This is a genomic window from Cytobacillus spartinae, from assembly GCF_042865285.1.
Lineage (GTDB): Bacteria > Bacillota > Bacilli > Bacillales > Cytobacillaceae > Robertmurraya_A > Robertmurraya_A spartinae.
In genome coordinates, this window is record NZ_JBIACK010000012.1 from 40098 (window position 1) to 61559 (window position 21462).

General features: G+C 35.1%; 24 protein-coding genes, 1 riboswitch and 1 other annotated feature. Of the genes, 18 read left to right on the forward strand and 6 right to left on the reverse strand.

Annotated features, from left to right (window positions below; all coding sequences use genetic code 11):
- Nucleotides 1-147: 147 nt before the first annotated feature.
- From ACFYKX_RS20130 to ACFYKX_RS20140, 3 genes are all read left to right on the forward strand, one after another.
- Nucleotides 148-363 (forward strand): hypothetical protein, encoded by a 216-nt coding sequence (locus tag ACFYKX_RS20130; protein WP_389363011.1) that lies wholly within the window; start codon nt 148-150, stop codon nt 361-363.
- A gap of 246 nt (nt 364-609) precedes the next feature.
- Nucleotides 610-1074 carry a hypothetical protein gene (locus ACFYKX_RS20135; protein ID WP_389363013.1) on the forward strand — a complete coding sequence of 155 codons (465 nt, stop codon included), beginning with the start codon at nt 610-612 and terminating at the stop codon, nt 1072-1074.
- Nucleotides 1075-1162: 88 nt separating this feature from the next.
- Entirely contained in the window at nt 1163-1345 is a 183-nt protein-coding gene (locus tag ACFYKX_RS20140) for a hypothetical protein (RefSeq protein WP_389363015.1), read from the forward strand.
- Between the two features lie 294 nt (nt 1346-1639).
- Here ACFYKX_RS20140 and ACFYKX_RS20145 read toward each other — a convergent pair whose 3' ends face one another.
- Both ACFYKX_RS20145 and ACFYKX_RS20150 read right to left on the reverse strand, forming a co-directional pair.
- On the reverse strand, nt 1640-2527 hold the full coding sequence (locus ACFYKX_RS20145; RefSeq protein WP_389363017.1) for a hypothetical protein: 888 nt from the start codon (nt 2525-2527) through the stop codon (nt 1640-1642).
- Nucleotides 2528-4123: 1596 nt separating this feature from the next.
- Nucleotides 4124-4363, reverse strand: a complete 240-nt coding sequence (locus ACFYKX_RS20150; RefSeq protein ID WP_389363019.1) for a hypothetical protein — start codon at nt 4361-4363, stop codon at nt 4124-4126.
- Nucleotides 4364-4556: 193 nt separating this feature from the next.
- Between ACFYKX_RS20150 and ACFYKX_RS20155 the strand changes: the two genes are divergently transcribed.
- A complete protein-coding gene (locus ACFYKX_RS20155; RefSeq protein WP_389363021.1) occupies nt 4557-4985 on the forward strand; it encodes a MarR family winged helix-turn-helix transcriptional regulator in 429 nt (142 codons plus the stop codon).
- 49 nt (nt 4986-5034) lie between these two features.
- Here ACFYKX_RS20155 and ACFYKX_RS20160 read toward each other — a convergent pair whose 3' ends face one another.
- Nucleotides 5035-5415, reverse strand: a complete 381-nt coding sequence (locus ACFYKX_RS20160; protein WP_389363022.1) for a DUF2294 domain-containing protein — start codon at nt 5413-5415, stop codon at nt 5035-5037.
- A gap of 301 nt (nt 5416-5716) precedes the next feature.
- A riboswitch (cyclic di-AMP (ydaO/yuaA leader) is annotated at nt 5717-5856 on the forward strand.
- Between the two features lie 344 nt (nt 5857-6200).
- Here ACFYKX_RS20160 and ACFYKX_RS20165 point away from each other — a divergent pair.
- The 7 genes from ACFYKX_RS20165 to ACFYKX_RS20195 all read left to right on the forward strand — a co-directional run bounded on the left by ACFYKX_RS20165 (nt 6201) and on the right by ACFYKX_RS20195 (nt 12928).
- Nucleotides 6201-6857 carry a potassium channel family protein gene (locus ACFYKX_RS20165; RefSeq protein ID WP_389363024.1) on the forward strand — a complete coding sequence of 219 codons (657 nt, stop codon included), beginning with the start codon at nt 6201-6203 and terminating at the stop codon, nt 6855-6857.
- Nucleotides 6858-6868: 11 nt separating this feature from the next.
- Nucleotides 6869-8179, forward strand: a complete 1311-nt coding sequence (locus ACFYKX_RS20170) for a TrkH family potassium uptake protein (RefSeq protein ID WP_389363026.1) — start codon at nt 6869-6871, stop codon at nt 8177-8179.
- A 176-nt stretch (nt 8180-8355) separates the two neighbouring features.
- Nucleotides 8356-8910 (forward strand): glycerol-3-phosphate acyltransferase, encoded by a 555-nt coding sequence (locus ACFYKX_RS20175; RefSeq protein ID WP_389363028.1) that lies wholly within the window; start codon nt 8356-8358, stop codon nt 8908-8910.
- 326 nt (nt 8911-9236) lie between these two features.
- Nucleotides 9237-10034 carry an alpha/beta fold hydrolase gene (locus ACFYKX_RS20180; RefSeq protein WP_389363030.1) on the forward strand — a complete coding sequence of 266 codons (798 nt, stop codon included), beginning with the start codon at nt 9237-9239 and terminating at the stop codon, nt 10032-10034.
- Between the two features lie 312 nt (nt 10035-10346).
- Nucleotides 10347-10874, forward strand: a complete 528-nt coding sequence (locus ACFYKX_RS20185; RefSeq protein WP_389363032.1) for a sigma-70 family RNA polymerase sigma factor — start codon at nt 10347-10349, stop codon at nt 10872-10874.
- Nucleotides 10867-12153, forward strand: coding sequence for a DUF4179 domain-containing protein (locus ACFYKX_RS20190; RefSeq protein ID WP_389363034.1), 1287 nt, complete (start codon nt 10867-10869; stop codon nt 12151-12153). Before ACFYKX_RS20185 ends, ACFYKX_RS20190 begins: the two co-directional genes overlap by 8 nt.
- A 154-nt stretch (nt 12154-12307) precedes the next feature.
- Nucleotides 12308-12928 carry an NUDIX hydrolase gene (locus tag ACFYKX_RS20195; RefSeq protein ID WP_389363036.1) on the forward strand — a complete coding sequence of 207 codons (621 nt, stop codon included), beginning with the start codon at nt 12308-12310 and terminating at the stop codon, nt 12926-12928.
- 37 nt (nt 12929-12965) lie between these two features.
- Here ACFYKX_RS20195 and ACFYKX_RS20200 read toward each other — a convergent pair whose 3' ends face one another.
- Complete coding sequence (locus tag ACFYKX_RS20200) at nt 12966-13520, reverse strand: hypothetical protein (protein WP_389363038.1); 555 nt, start codon at nt 13518-13520, stop codon at nt 12966-12968.
- Nucleotides 13521-13770: 250 nt separating this feature from the next.
- Here ACFYKX_RS20200 and ACFYKX_RS20205 point away from each other — a divergent pair, with 250 nt between their 5' ends.
- Both ACFYKX_RS20205 and ACFYKX_RS20210 read left to right on the forward strand, forming a co-directional pair.
- On the forward strand, nt 13771-14268 hold the full coding sequence (locus ACFYKX_RS20205) for an NUDIX domain-containing protein (RefSeq protein ID WP_389363040.1): 498 nt from the start codon (nt 13771-13773) through the stop codon (nt 14266-14268).
- 38 nt (nt 14269-14306) lie between these two features.
- Nucleotides 14307-15527 carry an MFS transporter gene (locus ACFYKX_RS20210; protein WP_389363042.1) on the forward strand — a complete coding sequence of 407 codons (1221 nt, stop codon included), beginning with the start codon at nt 14307-14309 and terminating at the stop codon, nt 15525-15527.
- Nucleotides 15528-15569: 42 nt separating this feature from the next.
- Here the strand turns inward: ACFYKX_RS20210 and proS are convergent, their stop codons facing one another.
- A complete protein-coding gene (gene proS / locus ACFYKX_RS20215) occupies nt 15570-17000 on the reverse strand; it encodes a proline--tRNA ligase (protein ID WP_389363044.1) in 1431 nt (476 codons plus the stop codon).
- A gap of 54 nt (nt 17001-17054) precedes the next feature.
- Nucleotides 17055-17255 (reverse strand) — a binding site (T-box leader).
- Nucleotides 17256-17471: 216 nt separating this feature from the next.
- On the opposite strand from proS, the gene ACFYKX_RS20220 reads away from it, so the two are divergent.
- Nucleotides 17472-17792, forward strand: a complete 321-nt coding sequence (locus tag ACFYKX_RS20220) for a hypothetical protein (protein WP_389363046.1) — start codon at nt 17472-17474, stop codon at nt 17790-17792.
- 209 nt (nt 17793-18001) lie between these two features.
- Here ACFYKX_RS20220 and ACFYKX_RS20225 read toward each other — a convergent pair whose 3' ends face one another.
- Nucleotides 18002-18421 carry an acyl-CoA thioesterase gene (locus ACFYKX_RS20225; RefSeq protein WP_389363048.1) on the reverse strand — a complete coding sequence of 140 codons (420 nt, stop codon included), beginning with the start codon at nt 18419-18421 and terminating at the stop codon, nt 18002-18004.
- A gap of 208 nt (nt 18422-18629) precedes the next feature.
- On the opposite strand from ACFYKX_RS20225, the gene ACFYKX_RS20230 reads away from it, so the two are divergent.
- From ACFYKX_RS20230 to ACFYKX_RS20245, 4 genes are all read left to right on the forward strand, one after another.
- Nucleotides 18630-19238: a TetR/AcrR family transcriptional regulator gene (locus tag ACFYKX_RS20230; RefSeq protein ID WP_389363050.1), complete on the forward strand. Its 609-nt coding sequence runs from the start codon at nt 18630-18632 to the stop codon at nt 19236-19238.
- 43 nt (nt 19239-19281) lie between these two features.
- Nucleotides 19282-19896, forward strand: coding sequence for a TetR/AcrR family transcriptional regulator (locus ACFYKX_RS20235; RefSeq protein WP_389363052.1), 615 nt, complete (start codon nt 19282-19284; stop codon nt 19894-19896).
- Nucleotides 19897-20041: 145 nt separating this feature from the next.
- Nucleotides 20042-20878, forward strand: coding sequence for an alpha/beta fold hydrolase (locus ACFYKX_RS20240; RefSeq protein ID WP_389363054.1), 837 nt, complete (start codon nt 20042-20044; stop codon nt 20876-20878).
- Between the two features lie 24 nt (nt 20879-20902).
- Nucleotides 20903-21382: a DinB family protein gene (locus ACFYKX_RS20245; protein WP_389363056.1), complete on the forward strand. Its 480-nt coding sequence runs from the start codon at nt 20903-20905 to the stop codon at nt 21380-21382.
- Nucleotides 21383-21462: the final 80 nt, after the last annotated feature.

A 21462-nucleotide genomic window follows, 5' to 3' on the forward strand; every position in this document is an offset into this window, starting at 1 on the left:
AGGCCACTAGGGGGCAGATAATAACGGGCATTTACCTAAATTAAATGGAGTTTAACTATCCTGCCCCCACACTAAATCCTAATTATAATTCGGCAAAAGGTTTAATTGCTATAACCAAAATGAACAAGATTTTAAGGAGGAGATAATATGGTACAGGTGATTGATTATGATGAAAAAGGAAACATAAGAACAACTAGAATTTTCAACCGTGAGATAAAAGAAGAAAGAATCTATCGTAAAGAAGATATTGTAGTTATAAGTGAAGAAGATTTTGGAATTCCCATCAAGAGGATAAATCTTCAAAAGGAAAACAAAAGTGAAATTAAGGATCTTCTCGATTTCCTTATTGAAGAGGAGTTATAACGGAGGTTTGGCCAGAACCTTCATTATATTTAAATGTGGCAGGGAGTGGATAATTCAAGGCATGAAAGATTACTAGACTTAGAAAAGGAATTGAGTATCATCGTTCATAATTTGATAGATTTTTGCTTGAAATGTCAGAACACCCATATTATCTAGCAAACATTGAAGCATAATTGTTAAACAAATTCGTTTTTTTGAAAACCATTAATAATCGTGAAGATAAAGAAATGACAGGGGGAGAATTGGATGTTCACATTGGATGAAACGAAAGAATTAAGAGAGATGTTTCCTGATAGCAATGATGTGCTTACTGATGAGGAATTTAAAGTAATGGGGTGGTACATTTATTCTCTTTGGGAAAAGAACGATTTCAAAAATGAGGAGATCATCTATCGTAAGGAAACGGGGGATATTTTCAACTACTTTTTTGAATTTGATAATCAACTCTTCATGCTGTCAGATGAGTCAATTTACTGGGGACAAGGTGAAATTAGTATAAGAAAAGTATGTGATACTAATTGTGAAATAAGCAAGAACTATCTTAAGAAATTTATAAGGAATGTAGAATGGATTAACCAATATGACTACTTTGAAGGTAAAGAGGACGACTTTGACTTTGAGTTGCACGGAGATGGTCATGAACATCATGTCGAAATGGCTTATGGCCTCATTGAAATTTTAAGAAATAAGGGCTATAAAATTTCAGATTAGAATCATTTGAAATTGAAAGCAGCCATATGGCTAGAGTCTTGCAGACACTTATAAGAAATATTGTTTGACAATTAAAGGGGGGATTTTAGTGATAAGCAATGAGGAAAACAAATTCCATATTGGAGAAATAACTGCAAGTTTTGGTGTGAATATTGCAGGGATAGATGTTTGGCATAATCAGGGCTCATTAGTTTATGTACTAGCAGAAGTTTTTGATGAGGATTCTAACTTTATATTGTGGTACGCCATAATGCAACTGATAGCAAAGTAGTTCAGAGGGTAAATTCTGACTTCGTCAATATTAAATGCCGTGGAATCATACCAAGATTTCCACATTTTATAGAAGAGGTTGGGAGATAAACTCCTTGCCTTTTTTGTTGTGTTTGAAACAGCACAACCATTTAAAGGGGGGGCATATGTGGACTAACATTTCTCACTAATGCCTAATGTTGCAATAGGTTTAGAGAGTAAAACAAGTCGAATTGAGATGATGCAAAATGAAGGAAAAGCATTAAAAAAACAAAAAAACACTTAATTTCCCAAGTGTTCTTTTTTGGACTGTATTTTAATAATCATCCTCGATTTTATACTTATCAATGTATTTTTGTTCTGACATAATTTCAATGATGTCTTTTGGCTCTATTCTTACTTTGGGATGTACATAAGAAAATAGTTCATATACTCCATTTCTCAAAATATAGAGCGATTTTTGAATCAACCATCTTTTTACTTTTACTTCAATTACTTCATTTGGTAAATATTCTAGATTGTCTTTCGTAATGCCGTAATAACTATCCTCATACTCAACCACAAATGTCCAATATTTATAATAATTAAGGGGTTGCTTAAATTTTATAATAAAATGTTCTTTGTTCTTATGTTTAACCCAATCACTCTCAATTGTAGGATCTTTTAAAAATTGGGCTAAATCAAAAAGTATTTCAGGTCTATCCCTAGTATACCCACCATATGAAACTACGTTTGAGTGGCATAGAAATCCATTGACTTGGAAATCTCCATAAAATTTATGTATTATACGGTTTCTATACTCTTCTGCATCGGTCAAAGAAAAACCATCAGTTTTCCCACTAATATCAAGTTTGTTACCTTGGTATAAAATGTATTTCTCTCTAATATTAATATGGATTTCTTTTTTACTTAAATAATCCTTTATTGGTGTTTCCAGTGATACTGCATCCTGTAAATTAATGATTCCTAACTTTTTAATAGATTTACAGTTATCTAAACTGGTAGTGCTATGCAGACTTACAAGTTCAATATCCTTTTCTAACAAGTGTTTATCTTCAATCTCGAATGATTCTAAAAAATCCTCTACATCACTACTTTCAAGGTAAACAAAATCTAAAATATTTTCTATATCTTCCTCATTTAAGTTTAAAAACTCTAATAGTGATTTTAATGTGCTGTCATAATCATTCATATCAAATATCAAATTTAAGCACCTCCGAATAAGATTTTACCAAAGAACTACAGTTTCTTATACAAAAGTATCCGAAAATTCCTCTAATAAATTCCAATAGAGAATGTTATATAAGGACAGTTCGCCAAGTTTGTCTACGAAAAAAATAAAAAATGGTTGCCCCAAGTTAATCAGTGCTCTTTTCTTTTTCTATATTGGTTTCAATAGAATGGGGATTATTATGCTTAATCAATTAAGTGATTGTCTGGCGCTTCTTTTTTCTACAAATTGTGCACATATAAATATGTTGAATCAGAATAAAGTTTACGGGATGAGAAAATAGTCTGCTTAAAAAGAAAAAAGTTTGCACGAAGTCTCGTGGGTGTATCCGGAGTATGGGTATATTCACGGGGCTTTTTTATGTTTTTTGTGTGCTAACACAGGCTTTTGTGGGGATCAAGTTTTCCCTTACGGGGTTGTGTAATTCCTTCATTAATATAGCATAGGGGACGCTCCCTTATCTATCTGTATTAGGGAGCACTGGAACGAATCGAATAAAGGAAAAGCGCACGTCCAGCAATGTATAATAGACCTCAGATAGTAGCGCTCGCCCATAAAAAAATAAATAAATATATAAATAATTAGGCATAGGTCAATTGGTAAGTATGGGGAATGGCGGAGGTACAGGTGAAACCGTAAGGTATAGTAGTGTGCTTCATCTTTCAAGGGAAGCCCACGTCCGATAGCGTGTAACAAGCCCCAAGCAAGGTTCACGCCCGTAAAAAATTATATAAATAAGTATAGGTAACGAGGTAAGCATGGGAATGACGGTGGTATAGGGGAAACCGTAAGGAATAGTAGAGTGCTCATCTTTCAAGGGAAGCCCACGTCCCGAAACGTATGATTGGCTTCAGACTTTAGCACTCGCCCATAAAGAAATAAATAAAAATAAAAATAAATAATTAGGTATCGGTCACATGGTAAGTATGGGAATGACGGTAGTACAGGCGAGAACGTAAGGTACTATGAATAAGACCGATTGATTAGACTATCTAGTAGGAAAGGTATCTTCGATACCCCCTTTATTGGCAAAGTGTGAATATCATTACTGAAATACTTATACTAGCACCTATCCATCGTATAAATCGGTGCACCCCATCCCCCGCATATTGAAAGACTCCTCCATACTCGGCATATACTCTACCCAATAAATGGCTTACCTCTCTTAACCAAAGCGCAAATACACCATTATTCCACCATTAACGGCAACTCTAGCAGATATAGACAATACAATTACATAGATAATCCAACCGAAGATATGAATCGGTTATGGTACAGGAGGCACCGTAAGGTGCCTTTTTTAGTTTTGACCACTTAATTCATTTGGAGTTCGCCCCTATATCACTAAGCAAACTTTATTCTCATCATATTAATTTTCTGTGCTCATTTTTGGCTGAAAGTGAGCAAATCTTTAAGCAAACTTTATTCTCAAAGAATAATTGGGAAAATGCCAGTGAAGTCAGATGTATCAAGGGGTTTAGCCAATAACCAATTTCATCAAACTTTATTCTCATTTAACATTTGTGAATCAGGAATTCCTGGTTTGCGACTTCGGTCTTTTCTTTTATATCACCGTAAGTTAGTTAGCCCCTTTGATTTTGATCTCAGAATAACTCCAAATCCCACTATAGCAGCAATAATTATTTTAACTGGGAAATTTTCAACAAGGCCGTTTACGATATACACTTTTACTTTTTGAAATACAGTTGCTTCAACTGCCCAATCAATGACATATCCGAATCCTAAAATAGTCGGTATGGAAGTTAGAAGGTAGACAATAAGGAAAGTAAGCACAAATCTCTTTATCATGAAAAACCTCCTAAGAAAGATTACTATTAGATATATAGTGAATGGAACCTAAATAGACGTATAAATACAGTGTTAAACTAATTCATATTAAACATATTTTATCTTGATATTGTAACTTAGGGATATTTGAGTCACTATATATTTTTTGTGTTAAAATATATAAATATTAATATTTAATCAAAGGATGATCGTATTGGGTAAAGATAATCTTGAAAATAGTGTGATGGCAGGGATACTTGGTGTCCAAAGTCAAAATAGACGTTTTGGTGAAATTATTGGTGAACAAAATAAGGATTTAACACAGATTCTACTGTTCCTACTTCTTCAACTCAAATTATCTGAAGGAATGAAGATTACGGAAATATCAGATTTCTTTGGGATGACAGCTGGCGGTGCAACCGCTATGAGTGATAAGCTTGAAGAACAAGGGTTAGTGACTCGAGAGCGTTCGAAGGAAGATCGGAGAATTGTAAAGGTGGTCTTAACGGATAAGGGTCATGAGCGAGTAAGGAATATATTTTCTAGATTTGAAGAAAAAGATTTAAGTATATTAGATGAGGCATTAAAGAAATCATCAGAAGCGATGGGGAAGTTTATAAATCATATGAATCAAAAAATGTGAAAATCAGAAAGCACAATCCAATAATTCGGCTTGTGCTTGTTTGTTATTTCTAAAGTTCTTTTCCCTGCTCTAAACACTTTTCTAAGTCTTTATCTACTACAAATACTTCAATTCTTTCGCCCATTTTAGTACTAATATCACTATGGCTGGAAAGTACTTTGCATTTAGTATGCTTTTCAACAATTTCTTCAAAATTTTTACTATACATTTCACGAAGAACTTGTCTCATTTGTTTGACTAACTTTCTGCCCGTATCATGTTCTACTAAGTGTTTTTCTTCAACAGTCAATACGCCTTTAAACCTTGCTATAACCATATCTTGAACTATATATGTTTTTGTCTCTTGAGGTCCTCGTCCAATAAGATCTCTTTGTAATTTTATAAAAGCCTCACTTAAATCTGCTTCTAATTTCTTCTTTGGCGACGCCATTTAGTAGCCTCCTAGATTGAATCAGCTGGGTATAAAATTAAGAATAGTTATTAGCTTTCCGCTCCTAGCCATAAATAATTCTCTGCTTCTTTCACTCAGCTCCTTGCATTATATTACTTTCGGTCAATTTCATTGTCAATGTAAACTTTATTAAATTTGCGAGATATTTAGATAACATTAGAGAATTTAAGAAAAGAACCTCTTTTAAGCAAAAATTAAAGAAAAACGAGTAATTTTGGATTTAATTAGTGTTTTACAAAGGGAGAAGATGATATTACAATAATCCTCGTAAACAGCAAATTAAATAGTTCGGCCTAATCTCGAACTGAGAGCGGAGGACCCATTATTTTGGGGTTAATTCTACATTAGTAGAAGGGATGAGAGTAACTCTTTCGCCATCCTACCCGTCAGCTAACTTCGTAGGCTAAAGCGAAGGAGGTCATAAAGACCACCTTATTCAGGGGGCTTTTTTTGTTGCTAAAAATGTGGCAAAGAGGCAGCTTGACTGTTTATAGTAGGTCTTTTTATTTTGCCTATATTTGAAAAAGTAACATGGGAGACAGAATGCAAAGGAGGCAACATCGTTGCTTGCTGGGCGTTAAGTAGACCAATGTATGCTTTTTCTCCAATGAGTTGAATGTTCAAGATTCAGCAATTCTGGCTATCTGTTTTCTATTGATAGCTGTATTTAGTGCTGAACTTGTGTTCAAAGCTGGGGAAGAAGTTATACATTGGTCTTTTTCATGTTCATTTGGCTTAACTTATATTTGGAAAGAAGGATTATTATGAAGAAACAGTTTGCGGTAATTGGTTTAGGACGTTTTGGAGGAAGTATGGTAGAAGAGTTATCTGAAATGGGGATAGACGTATTAGCTATTGATCGTGATCAGGATAAAGTCGATAAGTATGCACACTATGCAACCCATGCCGTTCAAGCCAATGCTATTAATGAGAGTGTCCTTAAACAACTTGGAATAAAAAATATGGACCATGTCATTGTTTCATTTGGTGAAGATATAGAAGCGAGTATTCTTACAACATTATTATTAAAAGAATTAGGAGTTAAGCAAGTATGGGTTAAGGCTTCTAATGAGTACCACCAACGAGTTCTTGATAAAATCGGAGCAGATAAAGTCATTCATCCAGAAAGAGATATGGCGAAAAGAATTGCACATCATGTTGTTTCAGAAAAACTAATTGATTATATTGAGTTATCAAAGAACCATAGTATTGTAGAAATTGCTGCTACTAAAAAGCTACATCAAAAAACTATCATTGAATTAGATATTAGGGCAAACTTTGGCTGTAATATTATCGGAATCCAAAGGGGAAGTGACATCATTGTTTCACCGACTGCTACTGATATGGTTTATGAAGGAGATATTCTAATTGTGATTGGCCACAATAAAGACCTTCATCGGTTTGAGGAAGTGGGTGTATAAAGGTGCACAAAATGGTGAACATCAGCCCTCCTCAGCTACTGATACTGGTGTTTCTATTTTTTATTATGTTAGGAACAGTATTGCTGAGATTGCCAATCTCAACTACAGAAAGTATTACTTGGCTAGATTCCCTTTTCACAACGACATCTGCCATGACCGTTACTGGGTTAGCTGTCGTAGACACAGGAACTTCCTTTACCCTATTTGGTGAAGTCATCATACTGATGTTAATCCAAATAGGCGGGCTAGGTATCATGTCATTTGCGGTTCTCATTTATATGATGCTGGGGAAGAAGATTGGATTTAAGGAGCGATTAGTATTACAACAAGCTTTGAATCAAACATCCGTAGGCGGCGTGATTAAGTTGGTCAAAAACTTGTTTGTCTTTTCCTTTATTATAGAATTTATCGCCTTCCTTTTGCTCAGTGTTCGCTGGATTCCAGAATACGGATGGATTAAGGGTTCCTACTATAGCTTGTTTCATTCTGTATCAGCCTTTAACAATGCTGGTTTCTCAATATGGCCTGATAGTTTAAGTCGCTATGTAGGAGATCCTATCGTTAATATAGTCATTACTTCTTTATTTATTATCGGTGGTTTAGGGTTTACGGTACTAGCAGACTTAAAATCGACAAAAGAATATCGAAGACTTGCACTACACTCAAAACTAATGATTTTTGGTACCTTTGCTCTGAATATTATAGCTCTATTTACAATCTTTTTATTAGAATACAATAACCCTAATACGATAGGGGGGTTATCAACAATCGATAAATTTTGGGCATCGTATTTTCAAGCGGTATCACCAAGGACAGCCGGGTTTAACACGGTTGATATTGGTAGCTTAGAAAGGTCCACGGTGGTTTTTATGTTGTTACTTATGTTTATTGGAGCGGGTAGTGCATCAACTGGTGGTGGGATAAAATTAACGACCTTTATCATTATTTTGCTAGCAGTGGTCACTTTTATTCGAGGTAAAAAGGAAATATCTATATACAGAAGAACAATTAGTGATACGTTTATTTTTAGAGCACTAGCCATCTCTATGATATCTGTCTTGTTTATCTTTGGAGCTCTATTTATTTTATGTATTACGGAGACTGAGCAACCATTCCTCAAGATATTATTTGAGGTCATATCGGCATTTGGGACAGTCGGTCTATCTATGGGGATTACGGCAAGCTTAACTCCACTTGGAAAAATGGTAATCATTTTTATTATGTTTTTGGGTAAACTTGGTCCTTTAACTCTGGCCTTCTCACTGTCCAGGCCAGAAAAGGCGAAATTCAAATATCCAAATGAAGACCTGTTAACAGGATAATTTGTATAGACTCCGTAGGTAAGTTGAAGAGAAGGTCTCTATAGAGGGCTTCTCTTATTTTTCTTGTTGATAAAATATTTCCTTTTATCCCTCTTTTTTTTAACAACAATTAATAGTGAATGTTAAGATAATGGAATAAGATAAAAGTAAACAGTTAAATTAAATTGGGGATGGATATGATGAACGTCATCTTTTATTTATTAATATCGTATCTGATTGGAACCTTTATGACCGGGTATATCGTCATACGGTTCTTATATCATGAAGATATCCGCGAAAAAGGAAGCGGGAACGTAGGGGCCAAAAATGCAGGTCGGGTATATGGGAAGAGAGCTGCAGTACTTACTTTCTTGGGTGACTTTATCAAGGGTGCAATTATTATTGTCATTGCTCGTTATTTTTCTTTTTCAGAGACGATGCAATTGGTAGGTTTGTTGTTTGTTATCACCGGTCATGTATTCCCGATATTTCTTCGGTGGAAAGGTGGAAAAGGGATTGCCACTTTTCTAGGTGGAATTACTTTGTTAAATCCTCTACTTTTAGTGCCTTTGATACTCGTTTTTGGAATTTTATATGTTTGGAAAAGAAATTTTACGTTGGCAGGTCTATCAGCCATTGGAATCCTTCCGATAAGCTTTTACTTCGTTAATAATCAGATGGTCAATACGATGCTATTTGCTGTTATCGCTTTATTTGTGTTGATAGTACATAAGAGGGGCAAGAAACTATAAATTATTTTAAAAATAATGTTTTGGAAACTTTTAAACTAGTAATTGGATGATAGACTAGTAGTTATTTATTTGGTACAATATCCTTATAAGTTTATATTCTCCTGAAGGGGAGTAGCTTTTACAGCAAAGTCGTCAATACGGAGTGCAGCTCTCGGCTTTGTTGGCAATTCGTTTTGTTAGCGAGACCTTTATCAATGAAACATTGGTAAGTGTCTTTTTATTTTGGCTTTTACCTCGGTGGTAAGGCCAATTTTTATTATATAGAAGAAAGCATTTTCATAAAAATAAAATCTTCATAAAGCTGATTTTTATCCAGGAGGTAAACCATGCTTTATTACAAAACCTATGAACTAAGTCCTGCTCATGAATGGGCTGTTTTCATCCATGGGGCTGGAGGAAGTTCTTCGATATGGTACAAACAAATAAGGGAATTTAAGAAACATTTTAATGTTCTACTTATTGATTTAAGAGGACATGGAAAATCTAAAGATCAAAGATTATTAAAGAAAAATTATTCTTTTAATGAAGTGAGTATAGATATTATTGAAGTGTTGGATTATTTAAAAATTCAATCTGCTCATTTTATAGGGGTGTCTTTAGGAACCATCTTGATCAGAAATATTGCAGAAATTGATCCAAATAGAATAAAATCCATGGTGCTCGGTGGTGCAGTCATTCGTCTAAATACAAGGGTTAAGACGTTAATGACGCTAGGGAATATCGGCAAAAAAATTATTCCGTATATGTGGTTATACAAATTATTCGCATGGTGTTTAATGCCTAAGAAGCGACATGAAGAATCTCGTTTACTCTTTGTTAACCAAGCTAAAAAGTTATGTCAAAAAGAATTTATTAAGTGGTTTAAGTTAACACGAGATGTAGCACCGCTTCTTGTCCACTTTGAAGAAAATAAAATTAAAATACCGACTCTTTACGTAATGGGAAAAGAAGATTATATGTTTCTTTACCCCGTGGAAGAGATAGTAAAAAGATGTGATTATTCGAAGTTAACGGTGATTGAAGACAGTGGCCATGTCTGCAACGTGGACCAACCTGAGAAATTCAACGAAATTTCCATTAAGTTCTTAGCAGGCTTTAAACAGACACAATTAGATATTGTATAATCCAATGCCCAGGGGTATTCTCTGGGTTTTTAGCTTTTGTTGCACTTATACTGTCCTTCATTTTAATGAAAAATTCGCAATTACTATCTTCGTTTTTGATATTCTTTTATTTATCTATTTCGATGATTTGTTGGTTGAGTGGGTTTCATGACAATTTAAAAATCTATTAAGCATATTCCTAACTTTGGTATATGCTTTTATTATGTTGTGGGAAATTTAAGCAAGCAAACATCAAGACGACAAAAAGTTAAAGGTTTTTGAAACGTTTTACATAGCACATGACTCTAACAGTTATAGAAAGGAGGAGACAATTTGGTTGACGTCAAAAAAGTAAAATTGGCCAAGAAGGGAAACGCTCAGGCCTTTCAAGAGCTCATAGAACAAGAGAAAGTAAAGCTTTATAAAATGGCTTATATTTATATGAAAAATGAACATGATGCATTAGAGGTATTTCAAGAAACTGTTTATAAAACATTAGTATCCATTAAAAGTTTGAAAGAAGAAAAATATTTTTCAACATGGGTTACGAAGATTTTAATAAACACTGCTATTGAATTTTTAAGGAAACAAAAAAAGATTGTTCCAATGGAAAAGGAAGTTTTGGATCGTAATATACAACCTTTTCAAACAGCGGTAGTTGAACAGATAGACCTTTTAGCTTCTATCAAGGGACTCGAAGAAAAATATAAATCTGTACTGTTGTTAAGATTCTATAAAGACTACTCTATAAAGCAAATAGCTGAATTGTTAGATTGCCCTGAGGGGACGGTTAAAACGAATATTCATAGAGGGATCATCCTTTTGCGTGAAAAGATAAAGGAGGGCTGTGTAAATGAATAATGAATTTCCAGAGTTTCAAAAGGAAATGGATCAGATACAAGTTCCGGTAGCAAAGTTGGATTCTATTATTCAAGAGACTGTTCAAAACCATAAGCATAAAATGAAACCGTCAAAAAGAAAACCGATTCTTTACTCTGTAAGTGCGGCTGTGGTGGCACTTGGATTATTTACAGGATCAGCATTTGTATCACCAACGATGGCAAAAGTCGCTTCTCAAATCCCAATTGTTGGTTCCATATTTAAACAGTACGGGGATGAAGGAATAAGAGCGGCTATTGATAAAGAGTTAGCACTAGAAGTCAATCAGTATCAAAAGGATAACGGTATCACACTAGGAATTGAAGAGGTTGTTTATGATGGTACGCGTCTAGTCATTAGCTTTTCTCATAAGGCTCTACTTGCAGTGAGCCACATTGAGCGACCAACCATAAAAATTGATGGGAAAGAAATTAACTTTAGTATGGGGGTTACAAGTCATTACGAAAATCCATCAACTCTTAAAGGTTATATGAATATCTCACCTACAGAAGAGCTTCCAGAAGAGTTTAAGATGGATATCTCTTTTGATTCGGTCGGATTGATTGGTGGAAATTGGACGTTTGAATTGCCTATTAAAATGCCTAATGAGGTTAAAACCATTCAACCAATGATCACCAAGGAAGTAGATGGCACCCTAGTAACAATTAAATCTTTGAAGATGGGTCCTGCTGGTACGGATGTTAAGATTGATATGGCGTCTGATGATCCTCTTTTTGAACTTGATTTTAGCCTCTTAGATGAAGACGGTCAGTCATTAACCCTTCTTCAATCAAGTGGTCATGGGGAAGATGGCATTTTCACGAGAAATAATCTATATGCCCCAGTCCAATCAGGTTCAAATAAAGTAACCATTATTCCATACTATTTCCCTAAAATTGTGGAGCAGATTCCTGATAAGGTAACAGCGCCGTTAGAAAGAAAGAAGCTTCCTATTACCTTGGAACAAGGGGAAGTAGGGAAAATTATCATAAAAGATATTGAGGTAAATAAAGATAAAATGTATGTTTACTTTGAAGTAGAAAGTGATTTCCCTTATGACGGGCACTTAAAGCATAATGGAATCGATCTAGAAACTAGCAGTGGAAAGAAGTTAGTATCAACTGAAAAGCCTTATGCACAAAGAGTTAAAGATAATTTATACATGCAAGAATTTGAGACTAGTAAGGAAGATTTAGTCGTTACAACGTTTAAGTATCCGAAACCGGTCATGCTGGAATCAATAGACATTGAAATACCTTAAAGAACGAGAACTCTCAGTTAGTTGCTGAGAGTTTTTAGACGTTTCTAGCTGAAATGGTATAAAATACTAGTAGGTTTGGATCCAATTACATCTCATAAAATTGTTAGGTACTCAATGAAAAAATAGAAAGCCTTATAATCTAGGAGGAATTCATTTGTCTGAGGAAATCATAAATATTTACGATGAAAATTATCAATTATTAGGTACGGCGAATCGAGATGAAATCCATTTGAAAGGCTATTGGCATGAAACGTTTCATTGCTGGGTCATGAGCAGAGAGAATGGTAGAGATTTCATACATTTACAAATTAGAAGTGCTGAAAAGCAGGATTATCCAAGTCTTTTAGATATCACAGCTGCCGGGCATATTATGGCAGAGGAAAGCATCGCTGATGGGATAAGAGAGGTAAAAGAGGAACTGGGCATTGAGGTTTCAATGGAGGACCTCATTTCATTAGATGTCATTAAGTATTGTGTAATTCTAGAAAATTTTATTGATAAAGAACTAGCCAATGTTTTTCTTTATAAAAACTCTAAATCCCTATTAGACTATGAAGTACAAAGAGAAGAAGTTTCAGGAATTGTCCAAGTAGACTTTGATCAGTTCACTGACCTGTGGTTAGGAAAAAGAGAAGAAGTACAAGTTCAGGGGTTTGAATTAAATAGTGCAGGAGAGAAAATAAAAATTGATAAATTAGTTAAAAGGAATGATTTTGTACCTCATGAGAATTCATACTATGAGAGAATCATCGAGCTAATCAGGAATCATATCTAAAAGGGCCAACAGTTACTGTTGACCCGTTTTTTCTAAATTAAAGTTTTTTTGAAGGTGAGCTTTCCTTTTTCGGCCATACTATATAGCTAATCGAAATGAGTAAATCAATGGTTAGTGCCATACTCCAAATTTTCATAACTGCGTTCAGAGCCTCTGTTCTTAAAGGATTATTTATGAGGTAAATCATGATAAGCAACATACTTACCCCTATTAGATAAGCAACTAAGTGTTTGACCCAACCTTTTAATTGTTCAGATGCATGCTTCCTTCCATAGTGCTTTGAAGGTTTTACTCCATTTTTTAAGACGTAATATTGGAAACGCTCATCAGCCCACTTTACCATACTTTTACCAAATGCGACGGAAACTCCTATGTAAACGGCTGCAAGTGCATGTGCATATGTAGCAACAGCCCCTTGATATAAATCAACACTGGTTAGGATTAATAAAAGTAGGTCTACTAGTGGTGATAGCGATAGTAATATTAAACTTAATGTATTCTTTTTAAGAATATACCGTGTGACCAATCCCAGTACAATAAAGACCCAAAATAAAATCTCACACGTAACAATCATCCAACCTATGAAGCCCAACACAAACACCTCTTTGACAGTTTCTTTTGATACAATTAAGAATTGGTAACAATCAGTCATAAACTCTAATCTAAAAATATTTAAAGATATTGGTCCATTTTTCCATTATAAAGCATAATAGGCTTTTTCATGACAATAAAATAGGGGGTTATTAAAAAATAGGATGTAATTTCCATTGTAATACTTCTTTCAGGAATAAAAATCTTATACAATTAAACTATTAAAAGTGTGATTAAGGGGTAATAAGGATATGGTGAATCAGATATACGAAAACTGGGGAGGATATCCTGTTAAGCTTACTTGGCTCTCTAAAGAGAAACCACAGCTTTCAAAGGTGACTAGTGTTCATGCATACTGTTTCCATCAGGGTAAAATTCTATTGGTAAAAGTAGAAGGAAGAGGCTTTAACATTCCTGGTGGCCATATTGATGAAGGGGAGACACCAGAGGAAGCTCTTCATAGGGAAGTTATTGAGGAAGGTTATGTCAAAGGGGCTATTAAGTATATAGGAGCTTTAGAGGTAAGTCATGAGGAAAATCCTCTATTTAATCCAGCTGGTAAATACCCACTGATCGGCTATCAAATGTTTTATAGAATGGATATAGAAGAGTGCCTCCCTTTTCTTCGAGAACATGAAGCAATTTCTCGGATTTGGGTGGAGCCAGAGGAAATTCCATATGTAATGAATGATCATAAGCTCTCTTTATTGATTTTACAAGATGCTTTAATAGTTTCTAACCCTATTTAAAAGGGAAATCATACATAGAAAATGAGGTAAATAAAAGGGTGAAGGGATCTAATCATTTAAATAAAAGAAATTCATCTCTCCTTCTATTCGGAATTGGTATATCTTCTCTAGGAGATTTTGTATATCTTGTGGCAATAAATATTTTAGTATTAAAGCTGACAGGGTCTGCAGCGGCAGTAGCAGGTTTGTGGATTATGGGGCCAATTGCGTCCATTTTAACGAAGTTTTGGTCGGGTAGTTTAGTAGACCGGATGAACAAGCGGAATCTTATGATTATAACGGATATAGTTAGGGCGGTAATAGTAGCTATTATTCCGTTTTTGTCTTCCATATGGCTCATTTATGTTTGTTTATTTTTTCTTTCGGTTGCTAAAGCCTTTTTTGAACCAACATCGATCACGTACATTACTCGATTGGTCCCACAACAGGAGCGTAAACAATTTAACTCCTTTCGTAGTCTAGTGACATCTGGGGCATTTTTAGTGGGTCCAGCTATAGCGGGTGTTCTCTTTCTCATTACAACAGTAGACATCGCTATTTGGATTAATGCCATATCGTTTATTGTTTCAGCGTTTTTGCTTATGCTTTTACCGAACGTTGATGAACAGGTTCCAAAAGCGGACGTAAAACCTCTTAGTATAAAGGTGTTACGTGAAGACTGGGAAAGCGTCATTCAATTTAGCCGTAAGAACTTATATATTGTTCAGATCTTTTTCCTAGCGCAATTTTTTATGATTGTTTCACTTGGGATGGATGCACAAGAAGTTGTGTTTACTCAAAGAGTACTAGGGTTGTCAGAAACAGATTTTGGACTACTCATCAGTATTACAGGAATTGGATCGATCGTGGGGGCTTCAACTGTATCTATTTTTGCTAAAAAGATGTCTATTAAACAATTAATTAGCTTAGGATTCTTAATGGTGGCTGTTGGGTACTTGATTTATGCATTCTCCTTTTCCTTCTGGTCAGTAGCAGTAGGTTTCATTATCTTAGGCTTTTTTAATTCTTTTTCAAATACAGGCTTTATGACTTTTTACCAAAATAATGTTCCAACTGAAATGATGGGACGAATCTCAAGTGTATTTGGGACGTTCATCAGTTTATTTCAAATTATTTTTGTCTTGCTGATTGGATATACTGGAGAGATTATTCCACTACGTTATAGCGTAATCATTGCTTCATTTATCATTGTCGTAATAGGAATCCTTATTACCTTTATGGTGAATCAACCTTCAAGGAGCAAATATTTTGATGAGTAAATATGAAACCCGGATAGCAGATCTATCCGGGTTTATTTTCACTTAGTAAGCCTTTGCCCAATACACAAGTTGTTCTGCTTCTTTACCACAACAAACGCAGCTCTCGCCAACCTTTTCTTGTTCAAATGGCATACATCTAGATGTAGCACCAGTTTCTTCTTTTATCTGGTCTTCACAAGCTTGATCTCCACACCACATAGCTTTAATAAAACCAGCATGTTGAGTGATGGTTTCCTTAAACTCAAGTAAATTTTGGGCAATGCTTGTTTTTTCTTCCCGATGATCTTTAGCTTTCTGTAACAAACTTTCTTGAATATCTAAAAGAATACTTCTAACTTTTTCTTCTATCCCTTCTACTGGAACAGTAATCTTTTCACCTGTATCACGTCTTGCTAAGATGACTTGACCCTGCTCGATATCTCTAGGTCCTACTTCCAAGCGAAGTGGAATCCCTTTCATTTCGTACTCATTGAATTTCCAGCCTGGCTTCTTGTCGCTAGCATCTATTCCAACTCGTATTGATTTAGATAGGCGATTCTTTAAGTCATAGGCATAATCAAGAACGCCTTCTTTATGCTGGGCAATCGGCACAATCATTAACTGTGTTGGAGCTACCATTGGTGGAACTACTAGTCCCCGGTCATCCCCATGAACCATAATCATCGCACCGATAATCCGAGTAGTGAATCCCCATGAAGTTTGTTGCACATATTGTTGTTTGCCTTCTCGATCTAAAAATTGGATCCCGAAAGCTTTTGCAAACCCATCTCCTAAGTGGTGCGACGTACCCGACTGCAATGCTTTTCCATCATGCATTAAGCTCTCGATTGTATAAGTATATTTAGCACCGGCAAATTTTTCCTTTTCCGTTTTCTGTCCCATGATGACAGGGATGGCAAGTACTTTCTCGCATATTTCAGCATAAACCTTGAGCATTTTTACCGTTTCTTCATGAGCATCTTCATCTGTTTCATGACAAGTATGTCCTTCTTGCCACAGAAACTCTAATGTACGAAGGAAAGGACGGGTTGTCTTCTCCCATCTAACAACATTTGCCCATTGATTGTACAATTTAGGTAGATCACGATAGGAGTGAATAATATTTTTGAAATGCTCTCCGAATAACACTTCTGAAGTTGGTCGTACACATAGACGTTCCGTTAATTTTTCATCGCCTCCATGAGTCACCCAGGCTACTTCAGGTGCAAATCCCTCGATATGATCTTTTTCTTTTTGTAAAAGACTTTCAGGGATGAAGAGGGGCATATAAACATTTTCATGCCCAGTTTCTTTAATTCTCTTATCTAATTCTGACTTGATGTTTTCCCAAAGGGCATAACCATACGGACGAATAATCATCGAACCTCTAACACTTGAATAGTCAACAAGCTCTGCCTTCGTTACAACATCTGTATACCACTGTGCAAAATCATCGTTCATGCCCGTAATCTCTTGTACAAACTCTTTTTTCATTGGTTTCACCTCAAATATAATAAGTTCCTAGTAATACAAAAAAGCCGCGCTTAAAATAGGGACCATTCCTGGTGGTACCACCCTAATTTAAAGCACAGCTTTACACTCAACACGGTAACGGTGTTCAACCGCTGTATCTTTTCTGATACAGAACTCAGAGGTAGGTTCAAATAAATGTCTATAGATACCTTTCACCAAACAGTATCCTCTCTTCAAAGACAGGGTTATTTTACTAGTCCTCTTCTACGTTTCAATATTTTAAAAAAGTATAATCAATTAGGCAGCAAGGTGTCAATAGCAAAGGCTCTTTTCGTAAAATATGTTGCTAATTAAGTACTTTAAACTGCTTTTAAACAGATTATGGTGCTGTTTTCCTTATTTTGAAAAGAAAAGATGTCACGAAACAGCATAGACTCCGTGTTGGAGTTCGAACTTGATAATCTTTGTTGGAATCATTCAGCAGTAAGTATATTGGATTTTGATGATTGTTGTAGTCATTGGTATGTTGCAGATATTGCTTATGCATTAAGAGACATTCTAGAAGATGGGGTAAACTGGGAGAATCCTTCTTTGCAGCAGTTTTTGAATGGATATGAACAAAGAATGGAATTAGATAAAGAAATTTTAAAGGAATTACCTTGGTTTTTAAGAATGCATAATCTTGTGACATTTGCTAAGCTCCTTAGAACCGTAGATTTGGAAGAATCACGGGATTATCCTGAATGGTTGAGCGGGTTACATAAGAAATTACTTGATAAACTAGATGATTATCGAGTTAGTTTTAAGAAATAAGGTATGGCTTGGAGCAATCCAAGCGTCCATGCCAATGAAAATCATCCATTGACATGATGACACATTGATCTAAAAGCAGACATCGAGTTCATTTTTAACTCTAAAATCATCACACTGGTTACGCTTGAAAAAGCAAAAACATTCCAGCTGAAAAATATCTCTTAAATATAGAATAAACACGCATTACCTATCATGCGTGTTTTCCTTCTCTATTTGCAAGGTTTCGTTTGACTCACTATCAAGGATAAATCCAGAATGGAATCCTGGGTAAGAAGAGCTCGAATCTTGCTTGGGACAGACGTTTTTTCTCGGGTTTGGCGATTAATAGTCGTTAGGATGACATCAGCCGAAACCACTAACTCCCCTAACTCATTAACCATAGTTTGTTTAAGGGTAAAACTTGTATTTCCAATTCGTTCAATCCATGTCTTTATAAACAATTTATTTCCTTGGAATACCTCTTGTTTGTAATCCACTCCAATATGTACAACCACGGCTTCAACGCCAGCTGCTTTTACACAAAACGTATACCAATCCTTACGTGCTTGATCTAGGTAATCAAAAAGCTTAACATTGCTAACATGACCTCGATCCGTTTGTGCAACAAACGTAAATTCTGAATAAGTCAATTCAGTCGCCCCCTCTAAAGCCATCTTTAGATGGTATTCGCTATTACCTTCTTAATTCCCTTTAACGGTCTGTCCCCAATCTGTTGTCAATAGTAGAGGGGTTATGCTTTAATAAAATTGAACTATGAAAAAAACTTCACATACTAATTCTAATTCAGCTTATGAAAAATAATCGATTAATAGAAGATTAAAATTCTCGGAGGTTAAAATGCCACCAATCGTATCAGAGGAGTATAAAGAAAAGAAAAAAGAACAGATTTTAAAAAGTGCTCTTTCTTGTTTTGCGGACAAGGGCTTTCAATCTTCCACAATAGATGATATTGTGTCCCATTCTGGTATTAGTAAAGGGGCTATCTACAACTATTTTAAGAGTAAAGACGAAATATATTTAGAAGTATTAAATAGGGCCACCGCAAAAAATATAGAGAATATTAGAGATAACTTCTCAAAACTAAGGTCTACCTTAAGTAAAATTAATTTTATCTTCGATGGTTACCTTAACACAAATCCTTTTGAACATGAGCGCTTCCGCTATATCGTTGTTTTTTATGAATTCACATTACACTGTACAAGAAATGAAAAACTACTAGAATTATTAACGAGAAGAAGAGATACTTTTATTAATTTACTGGTGGATGTTTTGAAAGAAGGCCAGGAAGCTAAAGAGATAAACAATGAAGTAGATCCAGAAATTTTTGCACATCAGTTTTGGACCATTATTGATGGGGTGAGTCTACAGGCTGTTTATAACGATTTCCCGTATTATGACGTGTTAAGAGAGATGAAAGAAGCATATATAGAAAAGTTAAAATTATAGTGATTAAACCTCATCTGCTACTATTTTAACCCCGGAGGTACGTATGCCAATTGTATCAGAAGAACATAAGAATCAGAGAAAAAAACAAATTCTTGATAGTGCCTTGGCTTGCTTTTCGCAAAAGGGATACGATGTAGCCACGATTGACGATATAGTGAAGCATTCCGGAATTAGCAAAGGCTCTATATACAATTACTTTAAAAGTAAGGAAGAAATATATATTGATCTTCTAGAGGTTAGTACGAAAAATATCTATGACGAATTAACCGTTCAAATCAATAAGCTCCATACAGCCATTGACCAAATGAAATTTCTATTTGATTACTTGATAGATCAAGACCCCAGCACAGAGCTACAAAAAGATTACTCATTGGTTAAATTTGAATTCCAATTATCTTCTTCGAGAAATGAAGAGCTTAAGGAAGTTCTTGAGAATAGTCTGAAAGATACTAAGATGAAGATTATTGAAGGGATTTTATCAAAGGGAGTCATTAGTGGCGAATTTAGGAAAGAGTTGAATATAGAGGTATATGCTGAAATGTTTTGGTCATTTGTTGACGGAGCAACATTACAAAATTTACTTTTTCCCAATTATCCTTACCATGAGCTTCTCAAGGAGCAAAAATCAATATTCTTAAAGAAAGTCATTAAACCTTAGCGCGCACTTGACATGTGCGTTTTTTTTTTTATTTCATCATAATCCAAATTAAAAGTCCAGAAGTTAATTGTCGCATAAAGAGTTGCAAATGTTATATAATGTAATAAACTAATCAGTCTATATATATCTGGGTGAGGTGTTATAATTGGAAGAGAATTTTATTAAGCTAAGAGGTTTAAATATATTTACTAGAACCATAGGTGATGGGGAACCCCTTGTTTTTTTACACGGTGGGCCAGGGGGAGAGCATAGATACTTCTTGCCTCACTTAGAGGAGCTATCAAAGGATTTTAAGCTAGTGTTTTATGACCAACGAGGATGCGGCCGTTCTGAAGAATCAACCGACAAAGCCTACTCTATTCAAGAGGAGATTGAAACATTAGAAGAGTTAAGAACTCATTTAGGGATTGAAAAACTAAACTTAGTTGGTGAATCATGGGGCTCAATGCTCGCACTATCCTATGCTTGTGCTTATCCTACACACGTTAATAAACTGTTCCTAACTGCTGCAGTAGGGGCTGTACTAGATGGGTATCTTGGATTTGAACAGGAATTACTTAGTAGATTAAGTGACAAAGATAAGAGTGATTTGGAAAAAGTAATGGAAAGGCTAAGAAACGAGGAAGCAACCGTAGAAGAAGTTTTTAGTATTATTGATCCTTATTATGTTTTCTCTGTTGAAAGTTTACATAAGAAATCAGTCACGAAAGCGAATAACGAGGTTAACATGATTGTTGGTGAAGATATTAAAAAACATTATGATTTATCTAATGAATCTAGGAAGTTAGAACATATACCAATAGTAGTTGCTCAAGGAGAAAACGACATTATTACTCCTGATAAATTACAAGAGGTCCTGATTAAGTATCTCCCTCATACAAAATTAGAGATTATTAAAGAATGTGGTCACTGGTCTGTCATTGAAAAACCAACCGTACTAATGGATTTAATAAAAAGATTCTTCTCAGAATATATTAGTTGAAGATGATTAAAGGAGGACACTGATATGGATCGAAAAAATATTTTGTTAGAACAATTATCAGCAAGTCATAACTCCAATGGTTGGTTTGTGTCTTTTCAATCAGCTATTGAAGGGTTATCTCCAAATAATGCGAACTGGAAGGAATGTGAGGGTACAAATAGTATTTTAGAAATTGTAAATCACTTAAATTTTTGGAATGCCAGATATCTAAATCGATTTTTAGGAATCGAAAATAAGGAAATGACAGTCGAGAATAGGGATACTTTCTTTGGAGAGCTAAGTTGGAAGGATGCAGTAGAAGAATTTAACACATTAATGTGTAAATGGAAGAAGGTGATTGCCGATTGTGAAGACGACAAGTTGGATTCCATCGTACCAGAGCAGTCAGGAACATGGGTATCTACCCTTACACATCTTTGCATTCATAACGCCTATCATATTGGTCAAATCGTTAGCATAAGAAAACAACAAGGATCCTGGGACGAAAAGTTTGGAGTGCATTAAGATTATTATGCTAGAGTCTTTTTCAAAATGAGTTATCCAATATAAACTGACTAGTCATCTTTTTTTTGGAAAGCTAAATA